General features: G+C 69.4%; 14 protein-coding genes. 5 read left to right on the top strand and 9 right to left on the bottom strand.

All coding sequences use genetic code 11. The features are described 5' to 3' along the window. Nucleotides 1–4: 4 nt before the first annotated feature. Entirely contained in the window at nucleotides 5–811 is an 807-nt protein-coding gene (locus G5T42_RS16510; RefSeq protein WP_347104488.1) for a protein phosphatase 2C domain-containing protein, read from the top strand. 40 nt (nucleotides 812–851) lie between these two features. On the opposite strand, the gene G5T42_RS16505 is transcribed toward G5T42_RS16510, so the two are convergent. From G5T42_RS16505 to G5T42_RS16485, 5 genes are all read right to left on the bottom strand, one after another. Then, nucleotides 852–1,271 carry a rhodanese-like domain-containing protein gene (locus G5T42_RS16505; protein ID WP_165129844.1) on the bottom strand — a complete coding sequence of 140 codons (420 nt, stop codon included), beginning with the start codon at nucleotides 1,269–1,271 and terminating at the stop codon, nucleotides 852–854. Between the two features lie 157 nt (nucleotides 1,272–1,428). Next, the gene (locus G5T42_RS16500) at nucleotides 1,429–3,240 is read right to left on the bottom strand and encodes a ubiquinol-cytochrome c reductase cytochrome b subunit (RefSeq protein ID WP_165129843.1); all 1,812 of its coding nucleotides are present in this window, start codon (nucleotides 3,238–3,240) and stop codon (nucleotides 1,429–1,431) included. Between the two features lie 26 nt (nucleotides 3,241–3,266). Continuing rightward, complete coding sequence (locus G5T42_RS16495; protein ID WP_165129842.1) at nucleotides 3,267–4,325, bottom strand: Rieske 2Fe-2S domain-containing protein; 1,059 nt, start codon at nucleotides 4,323–4,325, stop codon at nucleotides 3,267–3,269. A gap of 33 nt (nucleotides 4,326–4,358) precedes the next feature. Further along, nucleotides 4,359–5,159, bottom strand: a complete 801-nt coding sequence (locus G5T42_RS16490) for a cytochrome c (RefSeq protein WP_165129841.1) — start codon at nucleotides 5,157–5,159, stop codon at nucleotides 4,359–4,361. A 19-nt stretch (nucleotides 5,160–5,178) separates the two neighbouring features. After that, on the bottom strand, nucleotides 5,179–5,823 hold the full coding sequence (locus G5T42_RS16485) for a heme-copper oxidase subunit III (RefSeq protein ID WP_165129840.1): 645 nt from the start codon (nucleotides 5,821–5,823) through the stop codon (nucleotides 5,179–5,181). Nucleotides 5,824–5,989: 166 nt separating this feature from the next. On the opposite strand from G5T42_RS16485, the gene trpD reads away from it, so the two are divergent. The 4 genes from trpD to G5T42_RS16465 all read left to right on the top strand — a co-directional run bounded on the left by trpD (nucleotide 5,990) and on the right by G5T42_RS16465 (nucleotide 9,354). Continuing rightward, on the top strand, nucleotides 5,990–7,051 hold the full coding sequence (gene trpD, locus G5T42_RS16480; protein ID WP_165129839.1) for an anthranilate phosphoribosyltransferase: 1,062 nt from the start codon (nucleotides 5,990–5,992) through the stop codon (nucleotides 7,049–7,051). Between the two features lie 97 nt (nucleotides 7,052–7,148). After that, the gene (locus G5T42_RS16475) at nucleotides 7,149–7,643 is read left to right on the top strand and encodes an aromatic ring-opening dioxygenase LigA (RefSeq protein ID WP_165129838.1); all 495 of its coding nucleotides are present in this window, start codon (nucleotides 7,149–7,151) and stop codon (nucleotides 7,641–7,643) included. Between the two features lie 37 nt (nucleotides 7,644–7,680). After that, nucleotides 7,681–8,682, top strand: coding sequence for a PHP domain-containing protein (locus G5T42_RS16470; protein ID WP_165129837.1), 1,002 nt, complete (start codon nucleotides 7,681–7,683; stop codon nucleotides 8,680–8,682). 87 nt (nucleotides 8,683–8,769) lie between these two features. After that, complete coding sequence (locus tag G5T42_RS16465; RefSeq protein WP_165129836.1) at nucleotides 8,770–9,354, top strand: ClbS/DfsB family four-helix bundle protein; 585 nt, start codon at nucleotides 8,770–8,772, stop codon at nucleotides 9,352–9,354. Here the strand turns inward: G5T42_RS16465 and G5T42_RS16460 are convergent. The 4 genes from G5T42_RS16460 to G5T42_RS16445 form a co-directional block, all read right to left on the bottom strand. After that, complete coding sequence (locus tag G5T42_RS16460) at nucleotides 9,338–9,640, bottom strand: hypothetical protein (RefSeq protein ID WP_165129835.1); 303 nt, start codon at nucleotides 9,638–9,640, stop codon at nucleotides 9,338–9,340. The genes G5T42_RS16465 and G5T42_RS16460 overlap by 17 nt on opposite strands. A 115-nt stretch (nucleotides 9,641–9,755) precedes the next feature. Beyond that, on the bottom strand, nucleotides 9,756–10,424 hold the full coding sequence (locus G5T42_RS16455; protein WP_165129834.1) for a response regulator transcription factor: 669 nt from the start codon (nucleotides 10,422–10,424) through the stop codon (nucleotides 9,756–9,758). After that, nucleotides 10,421–11,590, bottom strand: coding sequence for a sensor histidine kinase (locus G5T42_RS16450; RefSeq protein WP_165129833.1), 1,170 nt, complete (start codon nucleotides 11,588–11,590; stop codon nucleotides 10,421–10,423). Before G5T42_RS16450 ends, G5T42_RS16455 begins: the two co-directional genes overlap by 4 nt. 77 nt (nucleotides 11,591–11,667) lie before the next feature. After that, nucleotides 11,668–12,618 carry a 5'-3' exonuclease gene (locus G5T42_RS16445; RefSeq protein ID WP_165129832.1) on the bottom strand — a complete coding sequence of 317 codons (951 nt, stop codon included), beginning with the start codon at nucleotides 12,616–12,618 and terminating at the stop codon, nucleotides 11,668–11,670. Between the last annotated feature and the right edge of the window lie 31 nt (nucleotides 12,619–12,649).

The following is a 12,649-nucleotide window of genomic DNA, read 5'->3' as shown; positions in this document are numbered from 1 at the left end:
GCCGATCATCTCACCGAGCTTCGGGCTCCGCGCAGCGGCGGCATCAGACGTCGGCCCGCACCGCAGCGTCAATCAGGACGCCGCGTTCACGGCCGCCTGGGCTGCTGCCGTCGCCGATGGCGTCGGGGGCGGTCCCGCCGGCGACATCGCGTCGTCGGTGTTCGTCCACCGGCTCGTCGCCGGCGCCCGCGGCCCGGTCGATGTCGAGCAGCTCGCGACTCTGCTGCGCATCGCGAACTGGGACCTCAGAGCCCTCGTCGAACGAGATCCCTCGCTCGACGGCATGGCCACGACCTTCACAGGCCTCTTCGTCAGCCCTGCGGGCATCCTGCTGCTCGCCCATACGGGCGACTCACGCGCCTACCTGCTGCGCGACGGTGCCATGTCGCGTGAGACACGCGACGACTCGTTCGTCCAGCTCCTCATCGACAGTGGAGTCGTCCAGCCGGCGGATGCCGCGTTCCACCCGCACCGCAATGTCATCACCGCCTCCCTCCGCGGCGCCGAGGACGACCGCATCGCTCTGATCGAACGGCCGGCCCGCGCGGGCGACCGCTGGATGCTCTGCAGCGACGGCCTGAGCGACTACGTGCCCGACCAGGAGATCATCGGTCTCCTCGCCGTAGGCGATGCCCAGGCCGCCGCGGACAGCATCGTCGCGCTTGCGCTGGCCGCAGGCACGCGGGACAACGTCACAGTCGTGGTGGCCGACATCGTGGATGATCCCGAATGGGCTCACCGTCCTGCGTTCTACGGATCCGCGTCGGGGCGCTTCATCGAGTCCCTCGACGAGGGACTCGAGTCGGCCTGAGCCGGCGCGGTAGGTCGCGTGAGCCGGCGCGGGCAGGCAGTCAGCCGCCGACGCGCTCCCGCACGACTCTGACCTGCGGATCGAAGACGCGGGGGAGCGCGCCCTCGTCGTTCTCCGTCGGCTGGCCCTCGCGCACCCAGTACTCGTAACCGCCGATCATCTCCCGTACCGCGTATCCCAGCTTGGCGAACTCGACCGCGCCCTTGGTGGCGGCGTTGCAGCCCGGGCTCCAGCAGTAGACGACGACGGGAACGTCCTTCGAGAGCTCAAGAGGTGCACGCTCGGCGATCTGCCGGTACGGCATGTGCACCGCACCCGCGATGCGTCCCTGAGCCCATGCCTCGTCGCCGCGCACATCGACGAGGACGAACTCCTCACCATCTTTCTGTGCCTCGTAGACGTCGGAGGCGTCGGTCTCGAGGCGGAGCTTGGCGGAGAAGTAGTCGAGCGCTTCGGTCATGCCTCCACGCTAATCAGGGGGATCCGGATCCGGACCGCCCGGGGAGGACGTGGATGGTCGGATTCCTGCCGACCTCGGCGGGGAGCGTTTCGCGCAGAATGACGGATGCCCCGGCACCCCCACGAGGGGAGTGTCGGGGCATCCGTCCGATGCAGACTCAGCTGCTCTTGGGCCTGCGGCCGTTCGAGTCGTCGTCATCGGGGATGATGACGTTCGAGGGACGGTTCGCGGTCTCGCCGTGGCGGCCGTCGTCGATCGGGACGTGCGGGGCGTCCGGCACGCCGGCCCGCTCGTGAGCGCCCTGGATCTCGAGATCCTTCTCGTCGGCGATGTGGTCGAGCTCGTGGTGCTGGTGCGCCGAGGCGGCGTCGAGCTCGGCCTGGGTCACCGGCGTGAGGCGATCCTCGAAGAACCAGCGCGAGATCGCCGCACGCAGGTTCTCGTGCCACGGGATGCGACCACGCGAGTTGGGGCGCACCACAAGCGGCTCGTAGGCGTCGTACTCGACGAGCTTCCAGCGGTCGAACTGGTCGACCGGCTGGTGCACCTCGATGTACTCCCCGCCGGGGAGACGGACGATGCGGCCCGACTCGTAGCCGTGGAGCAGGATCTCGCGGTCCTTCTTCTGCAGCGCGATGCACATGCGCTTCGTCACGAAGTAGGCGATGATCGGCCCGAGGATGAGCAGCGCCTGGAGGGTGTGGATCACGCCCTCCATCGTGAGCTTGAAGTGCGTCGCGATGAGGTCGGACGAAGCCGCCGCCCACATGACCGCGTAGAACGTGACGCCGGCGGCGCCGATCGCCGTGCGGGTCGCCGCGTTGCGGGGACGCTGCGCGATGTGGTGCTCGCGCTTGTCGCCCGTGATCCACGCCTCGATGAACGGGTAGATGAGCACCAGCACGATGAACAGGCCGATCACGCCGAGCGGGATCAGGATGTTCCACGACCACGTGAAGCCGAACCAGTACGTCTCGAGGTGCGGCGGGATGAGGCGCAGCATGCCGTCGGCGAATCCGATGTACCAGTCGGGCTGCGTACCGGCCGAGACGGGGGAGGGGTCGTACGGACCGTAGTTCCAGATCGGGTTGATCGTGAAGAGCGAGGCGATCAGGACGATGACACCGAAGGTCAGGAAGAGGAACCCGCCCATCTTGGTCATGTACACCGGCATCATCGGGTAGCCCACGACATTGCTGTTGGAGCGCGCGGGCCCGGCGAACTGCGTGTGCTTGTTGATGACCATGAGCATGAGGTGCACCACGAGCAGGCCGACGAGGATCGCGGGCAGCAGCAGGATGTGCAGCGTGTAGAGGCGGCCCACGATCTGGTCCCCGGGGAACTCGCCGCCGAAGAGGAGGAACGAGGTCCACGTGCCGATGAGCGGGATGCCCTTGATCATGCCGTCGATGATGCGGAGGCCGTTGCCCGAGAGCAGGTCGTCCGGCAGTGAGTAGCCCGTGAAGCCCTCGCCCATCGCGAGGATGAACAGGACGAAGCCGATGACCCAGTTGAGCTCGCGGGGCTTGCGGAACGCGCCGGTGAAGAACACCCGGAGCATGTGCACGCCGATGCCTGCGACGAACGTCAGAGCCGCCCAGTGGTGGATCTGACGGACGAGCAGCCCGCCTCGGATGTCGAACGACAGGCGAAGGGTGGAGTCGAGCGCCGCCGACATCTCGACGCCGCGCATCGGGAGGTACGCACCCGTGTAGTGGGTCGGGACCATCGAGGCCTGGAAGAAGAACGTCAGGAACGTGCCCGAGAGCAGCACGACGACGAAGCTCCACAGCGCGATCTCGCCGAGCATGAACGACCAGTGGTCGGGGAAGATCTTGCGGCCGAGCTCCTTGACGAAGCCGGAGAGACTCGTGCGCTCGTCGATGTAGTTCGACGCGGCGCCGACGAAGCGTCCGCCGAGAGGCTTGTCGCGCGTCGGGCCGGGTGCGCTCGCGGGTTCGAGCGTCACGTTCTCAGTGGGGTGAGTCCCGGTACTCAATGGCGCTCCCAGAAGCTCGGGCCGACGGGTTCGGTGAAGTCGCTCTGCGCGACCAGGTAGCCCTCGTCGTCGACGGTGATGGGCAGCTGCGGGAGCGGGCGGGCCGCAGGGCCGAAGATGACCGCTGCGCTGCGCGACACGTCGAACTGCGACTGGTGGCACGGGCACAGCAGGTGGTGGGTCTGCTGCTCGTAGAGGGCCACGGGGCAGCCGACGTGCGTGCAGACCTTGGAGTAGGCGACGATCCCGTCGTACGACCACTCGATCTTGTTCTCGCTCGGAGGGAGCTGCTCGGGCAGCAGACGCATCAGCAGGACGATCGCCTTCGCCTTGGCCTCGAGGTAGCCCTCGCTGTGGTCGACGTCGGCGAGAGCCTCGGGGATGACGTGGAAGGCCGAGCCCAGGGTGACCTCGGACGCGCGGATGGGCGTGCCCTCGGGGTCGCGTGCGAGGCGCATGCCCTTCTCCCACATCGTGTGGCTGAGCTCTTCTACGGGGTTGACGTTCTGCGGGGCGAGACCGCGGAACAGCGTCACCCCAGGGAGCACCGACGCCACCACGGCGGCGATGAGCGAGTTGCGGATCATCGCGCGGCGGCCGAAGCCGGACTCCTCGTTGGCGTCCTCGAACGCCTTGACCGCTGCCGCGCGCGTGGAGTCACGGCCGCGCGTCGCGTGACGGGGCTCGATGAACTCCTTGTCGGACATGATCGCCTTGGACCAGTGGATCCCGGCGATGCCGATGGCCAGGAGGGCGAGGGCGATGCCGAGGCCGACGAAGAGGTTGTTGTCGCGAACGCTGACGAGCGAGCCGTCTTCGATCGGGAACAGCATGTAGGCCGCGATCGCCCAGATGCTGGCGGCGACCGACAGGTAGAACAGCGTGTACACCGTGCGCACGGCGCGCTTCATGGCGGCCGGGTCTTTGTCGGTCATCCGCTCGCGGTGCGGCGGGAGCTCCGGTGTCAGCACCTTGTCGGGGACCGCGACCGCGAGCCCCGACGAAGGCTTCCAGGAAGCCCTCTCGTGCTCGAGCGGGTCGTCCTCGTGGTCCATGGTTCTCCTCTTGGTGCTCTCGTCAGTGATACGTCAGTTGGACTTCGCGGTGATCCACACGGTGATCGCGATGAGCGTCCCGATGCCGAAGATCCAGATGAACAGACCCTCCGAGACAGGACCGAGCGATCCCAGTGTGAAGCCACCCACCGACACCGAATCCTGCTGGAAGAGCAGCGACGAGATGATGTCGCGCTTGTCCTCCGTCGTGAGGTTCATGTCGCTGAAGACCGGCATGTTCTGGGGTCCGGTGACCATCGCCGCATACATGTGCAGCGCGCTGGTCTCGTGGAGCGCCGGTGCGTACTTGCCCTCGGTGAGAGCGCCGCCGGCGCCGGCGACGTTGTGGCACATGGCGCAGTTGATGCGGAAGAGCTCCGCACCGCGGGCGACGTCGCCCTTGCCGTCGAGGATCTCCTCGGACGGGTACGTGGGGCCGGGAGCGAGATCCTGCACATAGGCGGCCATCGCCTTGATCTCGTCCTCGGTGAACTGCACGGGCTTCTGCGGAGCCTGCGGCGCCTGGGCCGCGAGCGGCATGCGCCCGGTGGAGACCTGGAACTCGACGGCGAGCTCACCGACTCCGTAGAGCGACGGGCCGGCCTCGGTGCCCTGCAGGTCCATGCCGTGGCAGGTCGCGCAGTTGGCCTGGAACAGCTTCTTGCCGTCCTCGACCGTGAGGGCCGACTTCACCTGGGTGTCGCCGGTGCTCGCCATCGCGGCCGAGGCGCCCGCGTAGACGCCTCCGGTCAGGAGCAGGCCGATGCCGATGAGGGCCGCTGCGGCCCAGGGGCTGCGGCGTCCGTTGGAGCGGCGCTTGGTCACTCGTGCCATGTCGGGGTACAGCTCCGCTCTATTTCAGGAAGTAGATGACGAGGAACAGGGCGATCCACACGACATCCACGAAGTGCCAGTAGTACGAGACGACGATCGAGGTCGTCATCTCCTTGCGCCCGAAGTTCTTGACGGCGTACGCGCGGCCGATCACGAGCAGGAACGCGATGAGCCCGCCCGTGACGTGGAGCGCGTGGAAGCCCGTCGTGAGGTAGAACGCCGACGCGTACGAGTCCGCATTGATCGGCATCCCCTCGGTGACGAGCTGTGCGTACTCCCAGACCTGACCGGAAACGAAGATCGCGCCCATGATGAACGTCAGGTAGAACCACTCGACCATGCCCCACTTGCGGACGTCGAAGAACCCGCCCGTCCGATAGGACTGGAAGCGCTCGGCGGCGAATACGCCCATCTGGCACGTGACGGACGAGAGCACGAGGATGATCGTGTTCACCGTCGCGTAGGGGATGTTGAGCAGGACGGTGCGTTCGGCCCACAGATCGGGGGAGGTGTTGCGCAGCGTGAAGTAGATCGCGAAGAGACCCGCGAAGAACATCACCTCGCTGCCGAGCCACACGATGGTTCCGACGGCGACCGGATCGGGTCGCTTGACGGACCGCATCGCCTGGGAATAGGTCGCTTGCGTGGTCGTCACGCTCCCCATTATGGCTGACTTCCGAGGGGGAGATTCGCACTGGGAGGGATCGATTTCGGTTCGATCGAACTTAGGCGCACCTAAGAGAACGCCGTGAGTTCGGCATGGGGGAGGTGTGCGCGGGCCGACGTCACATCCGCGGGCCCTGGGAGGGCGCCGACTAGGCTTCTGGCTTATGGCGGAGCTGTACACCTGGCCCGAGATCTTCACGACATTGCTCGACAAGCGCGACCTGAGCGTCTCTGAGTCGACGTGGGCGATGCGCAAGATCATGAGGGGCGAGGCGACGCCTTCGCAGCTCGGCGGATTCCTTGTCGCGCTCCGGGCGAAGGGCGAGACCGTCGACGAGATCGTCGGGTTCCGCGACGCCATCCTCGAGGCCGCGCTGCCCCTGCCGGTCGACGCCGCCGTCCTCGACATCGTGGGCACGGGCGGCGACCGCTTCGGCACGGTCAACGTCTCGACCATGGCGGCCGTCGTGGCCGCGGCATCCGGAGTCCCCGTCGTCAAGCACGGCAACAAGGCGGCGAGCTCGGCATCGGGGTCGAGCGATGTCCTGAGCGCGCTCGGCATCGATCTGTCGCTCTCGCCGGACTCGGTCGCCGAGGTGCTCGGCCGGGCCGGGATCACCTTCGCGTTCGCCTCCGCGTTCCACCCGGGCTTCCGGCACGCCGGGCCCACCCGCGCCGAGCTCGGCGTGCCTACCGTCTTCAACTTCCTCGGTCCCCTGTGCAACCCCGCCCGCGCCGAGGCCAACGCGGTCGGCGTCGCGCACCTCGACCGCGTGCCGCTCATCACCGGCGTGTTCCAGACCCGCGGTGCGACGGCGCTCGTCTTCCGCGGCGACGACGGGCTCGACGAGCTCACCACGACGGGCCACTCGCGACTGTGGGAAGTCAGCCGCGGCGACATCCACGAGCACGACCTCGACCCGCGCGACCTCGGCATCCCGCTCGCCGAGATCGGTGACCTCCTCGGCGGAGACCCCGCGCACAATGCCGCCGTCGTCCACCGCGTGTTCGCCGGAGAGCAGGGCCCCGTCCGCGACATCGTCCTCCTCAACGCGGCGGCGGGCATCGTGGCCTACCGGCTCTTCCGGGATGCCACGCAGGTCCAGCGTCCGATCCTCGAGCGCCTCGCCGAGGCGCGGGACGACGCTGCAGCGGCGATCGACGACGGCGGGGCCGCCGCGAAGCTCGACGACTGGGTCACCGCCACTCGCTCCTTCGCGGGCTGATCCGGCGCCATCGGACACGCTGCGGCTGCTCTTCCGCCCCGGAGGACGGCGCCGCTAGCGTGTCCCGTGGAGCTGCCATCCCGCCGAGGAGGACGACATGACCGACGCACCTGCCACCGCCGACGCGATCGAACCGCCCGTGAAGAGGGTGGGCCTCGTGAAGGCGGCGGGGATCCTCGGCATCCTCGCCGGCATCCTCCTGATCGTCGTCGCGATCATCGCCTGGATCGCGGTGACGAGCCAGCTCACCGCCGAGAACATCACCGTCCCCGACGACGCTTCGGCGTTCGCGGGTCAGCAGGTGACCGGCCCCCTCACGGCGTACGTGCAGGCCGAGACCATCAACAAACACGCGCTCGAGGCATCCGGCGGCAAGACCTACGCCGAACTCGACCAGGACGACCCGGTGCGCAACACCGTCATGCAGGCATCGTTCCTCCGCGCATCGCTCTACACCTCGGTGGTGGCGTACGGGGTGTGCCTCTTCGCGGCCGCCGTCGGCGTCCTCGCGATCCTGTTCGGATGGGCCATCCGCCGCCTCGCCGACACGCCCGTCGTGATCAAGCGGACCGCCTTCGCCGCCGCCCCATGAGCGCGGCCCGACGGACCGCAGGACCGCGACAGACGCCGTGAACCCGTACGACGCCCTCACCGAGATCGCGACGCTCCTCGAGCGCGAACGTGCGTCGCGGTACAAGTCCAAGGCGTTCCGCGCGGCAGCCGACGCGATCGCCGGCCTGACGGATGAGGAGCTCCGGGATGCCGCATCCCTCCGCCGTCGCAAGGGCATCGGCGACTCGACCTTCGCGGTCATCCAGGAGGCGCTGGAGGGCGGAACGCCGGGTTACCTCGTCGATCTGCGCGAGCGCGCCGGAGTCGAGCGGGCATCGACGCTGCGCAAGCTCCTCAAGGGCGACCTGCACAGCCACAGCGAGTGGTCCGACGGCCTCACCTCGATCGAGCTGATGGCCGCTGCCGGTCGGTCGCTGGGGCACGAGTACCTTGCGCTCACCGACCACTCGCCGCGCCTGCGCGTGGCGAACGGCCTCTCTCCCGAGCGCCTGCGGGAGCAGCGCGGCGTCGTCGCCGCCGAGAGCCGCGACGGCTTCACGCTCCTGTGGGGCATCGAGGTCGACATCCTCGACGCGGGCGAGCTCGACCAAGAGCCCGATCTCCTCGACGAGCTCGACATCGTCGTCGCGTCGGCGCACTCGAAGCTGCGGATGGAGAAGGCGCCCATGACGGGCCGACTCGTCGCAGCGGTGTCGAACCCCCGCGTCGACGTGCTCGGGCACGTGACGGGCCGCCTGGTGGAGGGCTCTCGCGGCACGCGCCCGCAGTCCACGTTCGACGCCGAGGCGGTGTTCGAGGCCTGCGCCGCGCACGGCGTCGCGGTCGAGATCAACTCCCGCCCCGAGCGCCAGGACCCGCCCGACGGGATGATCGGCCTCGCGATGGAGCTCGGATGCCTCTTCTCGATCGACTCGGACGCTCACGCGCCGGGGCAGCTCTCGCTCATCGACTACGGCGCCGAGCGCGCCGAGCGACTCGGGGTCCCGGCCGAGCGGATCGTGACGACGTGGCCCCTCGAGCGGCTGCGGGAGTGGACGGGCCTCCGCCGCGAAGGATGAGGCCTCGGCGCGCGCGGCAACGCGCGAGCGTATCGTGAGCACGGGCTGCGGGGCGGCCACGCGAGGTGGCGGGAAGGCGGGAACCGGATGGCGACGGACCAGCGGGATGCTCTCATCCAGCGCAACGACGATGAATTCGCGCAGCTCAAGGCGCTCGTCGATCAGCTGCGCGTCGACGGGCGCATCGACGAGGCGTTCGCGGGCGACGCTCGCGACCGCAATGTGCGCGACGTCCTCGCCCACCTGCTCGCCTGGCATCTGCTTCTCGAGGGCTGGTACGAGGACGGAATGATCGGCGGCTCGCCCGCGATTCCCGCCGACGGGTACTCCTGGCGCGAGCTCGACGCTCTCAACGTCGTGCTCCGCGATCGCTGGCAGCACGCGACGCTCGAAGACGTCGAGTACCGCCTCGACCTCTCCCACGCGGGTCTGCAGCGCCTGCTGCGGGCCCACTCCGACGAGGAGCTGTTCGACGTCGAGGCGTACCCGTGGACCCGGGGGTCGCACCTCGGGGAGTTCTGCCTCGAGTGCGGCGGGAACCACTACGCCTGGGCGCGGAAGGCCATCACCACCGGACTGCCGGGCGCAGCCGGTGCCGTGAACGGCCGGCGCGCGACGGAAGGGGCCCGGATCGTCGATCCAGGTCCCCTCGCGGTCAGTCGTCGGCGTTGATCCGGAGCACCTCGAGGCGCGCGCGGTACTCGACCTCGTCGATGTCGCCCTTCGCGAAGCGCTCGGCGAGCGTCGCCTCCGCCTGGCGGGCCGGGTTGCGGCGACCGTACGGCCCGTAGCCGTTCTCGGCCGCGCCCCGGCGCCAGCGCCGACCGAAGATCGAGAAGATCAGGACGAAGACGAGGATCCAGAAGAACGGGATCAGCAGGAACCACCAGCCGAACCCCCACGGGCCGGCGAAGTGGGCGGGCACAGCTGCCATGGCGGCGGCAAGCGTTGCGGACATGAGGGATCCTCTCGGATGACACGCCGGCACTCTGCCGGCCCTTCGAGTCAAGCCGTGGGCGGTTCCCGGCGAATCCGACGCCGGAAGGCAATCGCCGTGCTCCGGCCGGAGTACGTCAGCCGGCGTTCCACCCCGGTCGGATGATGCCCGCCTCGTAGGCGAGCACGACGAGCTGCACGCGATCGCGGGCGTGGAGCTTCTGCATGATGCGAGACACGTGGGTCTTCGCCGTGAGCGGCGAGATGAAAAGCCGCGCGGCGATCTCCTCGTTCGTGAGGCCCTGGGCGACGAGGGCGAGCACTTCGGCCTCGCGCTCGGTCAGCCCGGCGAGAGCACGCGCGGCCGGGGCATCCTTCAATCCGTCCGCCGCCCGTTCGAGAAGGCGTCGCGTGACGCTCGGCGAGAGGAGCGCTTCACCCTCCGCGACGACACGCACGGCGCGGATCAGGTCCACGGGCTCGGTGTCCTTCACGAGGAAGCCGCTCGCGCCGGCGCGGATCGCCCGGGCGACGTACTCGTCGAGCTCGAACGTCGTGACGATCACGACCCTGACGTGCGTGAGCGCGGGGTCTGCGGCGATCTGCTCCGTCGTCCAGAGTCCGTCACCGTCGGGCATGCGGATGTCGAGCAGGGCCACGTCGACGGGTTGCGTCGCGAGGGCGCGCAGCAGCTCGTGACCGCCGGATGCCTCGACCACGACCTCGATGTCGGGCTCCGAGTTCAGCAGCGCCCGGAATCCCGCTCGTACGAGCTGGTGGTCGTCGGCGATCGCGACGCGGATCATCGCGGGCCCGCCCAGGGCAGGCGCGCTTCGACGACGGTGCCGGACGGCTCTCCCTGATGAACGTGCAGGCTCCCGCCGGCGAGTGCCGCGCGCTCGCGCATGCCGCGGATGCCGCCGCCCTCCGCCGCATCCGGCGCGCGCCCCGAGCCGTCATCGACGATGCTGACGACGAGGACGTCGCCCGCGCGCTCGAGCGTGACGGTGGCGTTCGAGGCCGCCGAGTGCCGGACGACGTTCGTGAGAGCCTCCTGTGCGATGCGGTAGGCGGTGGTCTGGATCGCACCCGCGGGGCGGTCGCCCTCGAGCCGGTCGTCGAGCCGGACGACCAGGCCGAGGGCGGTGCGCTGCTCGACCAGGCGGGGGAGTTCGGCCAGCTGCGGCTGGGGCGTGAGCGGTGCGGTCTGCGGTGACCCGGACTCATCGCCGCGGAGGAAGGAGAGCACGCCGCGCACCTCGTCGAGCCCCGCCGCACTGAGCTCGCGGATGTTCGCGAGCGCCTCCCGCGCGCGTTCGGGCTCGCGGTCGAAGAGGTGCAAGCCCATGCCGGACTGCACCGAGATCTGGCTCAGCGAATGCGCCAGCACGTCGTGCAGCTCGCGCGCGATGCGCGATCGCTCCTCCTGTTCGACGGTGCGCTGGCGCTCCGCGAGCTGTGCGCGGCGCTCGGCCCCGCGTGAGAGGCGCAGGCGGATCCCCTCGCCGATCGCGAAGAAGAGGCCGAGCGCAAGGGTCGCAAGGGCGATGCGGAATGGATGCCACGACATCCCGATCAGACCGCTCGCCGTGACCGCGAGAAGCCAGGCGGCGCCGACCGAGAACAGCGCCCACAGCCGCGCGCCCCGGACCACGGCGCCGATGATCCCGAAGGCGAGTGCGACGAGAATCGGGCCGACGTCGGGCGGCACGAAGAGGTCGACGGTCGTGAGCGCGGCGACGAGGGCGACGGTGGGTCCGGGCCAGCGCCGTGCTCCGATGAGGGCGAGGGCGGATGCTGCGGCCAGTGCAACGCTGATGGCCCCGTAGGGAGCGGGTACGCGCTGCCACGCCGACACCGCGATCGCCGCGGGCACCTGGATCACGAACGAGAGGACGACGGGAAGCCACAGCGTGACCCCGGGCGGGGGCCGGAAGCGCGGTTCGAACTCGTCCCACGCGCGTTCCGGCATGCGCACGATGGTACGCCGGACCCCCTCGGCCTTCGTCGCGCGGACGGAGTGGTCCCGCGTACTCCCGCGGGAGCACGTCAGGCGGTCGCCTCGGCGGCGCCGGTGCCGACGGCGTCGAGCGCGTCGACGATCCGCGTCATGGCGGATCCGATCGCCCAGCGCTCGGCGAGGGCCGCGGCATCCGTCTTCTGCTTCTCATCGAGCGGTCGGAGGCGCGAGTCGACCGCGGGGAGGTCGAGGTTCTTCACGACCTCGACGACGGTCGGTGCGACGGCGAGGTAGGGGAGGGCGTTCGTGATCTTGGCGGCGACGCCTGCGGACATCCCCTGGCCCGCTTCGGCCGCCGCGATGATCCCGGCCAGGTCGCCGTGCGCGGCGAGGAGCGTCGCGGCGGACTTCTCGCCGATGCCCGCGACGCCGGGGAGCCCGTCGGACGAGTCGCCGCGCATCGTGGCGAAGTCGGCGTACTGGGTCGGCAGGACGCCGTACTTCTTGACCACGACCTCGTCGGTGACGACCTCGAGGTTGCTCATACCGCGCGCGGTGTAGACGACCCGCACGTCGCGAGCGTCGTCGACGAGCTGGAAGAGGTCGCGGTCGCCGGTCACGACGTCGACGGGGAGGGTCGCCGTAGTCGCGAGCGTTCCGATCACGTCGTCGGCCTCGTGCTCGGGCGCGCCGATGATCTGGATGCCGAGTGCGGCGAGCGTCTCGCGGATGATGGGCACCTGGACCTCGAGCGGATCCGGCACCACCTCGATGTCGGGTCCGACCTCGACGACCTCGGCGACGCGGTGCGTCTTGTACGAGGGAATCAGCTCGACGCGCCACTGGGGACGCCAGTCGTCGTCCCAGCAGGCGATGAGGTGCGTCGGCTGGTAGAGCGTCACGAGCTTCGTGATGATGTCGAGGAAGCCGCGCACCGCGTTGACGGGGGTGCCGTCGGGTGCCTTCACCGTGTCGGGCACGCCGTAGAAGGCGCGGAAATAGAGCGAGGCGCTGTCGAGGAGCATGAGCCGGTCGGGCATGCGCTCATCCTGTCACGCCGCGCCGACGCGC

Source organism: Microbacterium sp. 4R-513 (assembly GCF_011046485.1).
In the GTDB taxonomy this organism is placed as follows: domain Bacteria; phylum Actinomycetota; class Actinomycetes; order Actinomycetales; family Microbacteriaceae; genus Microbacterium.
The sequence above is the reverse complement of the archived record's forward strand: the minus strand, read 5'-3'. Positions and strand labels throughout refer to the sequence as shown.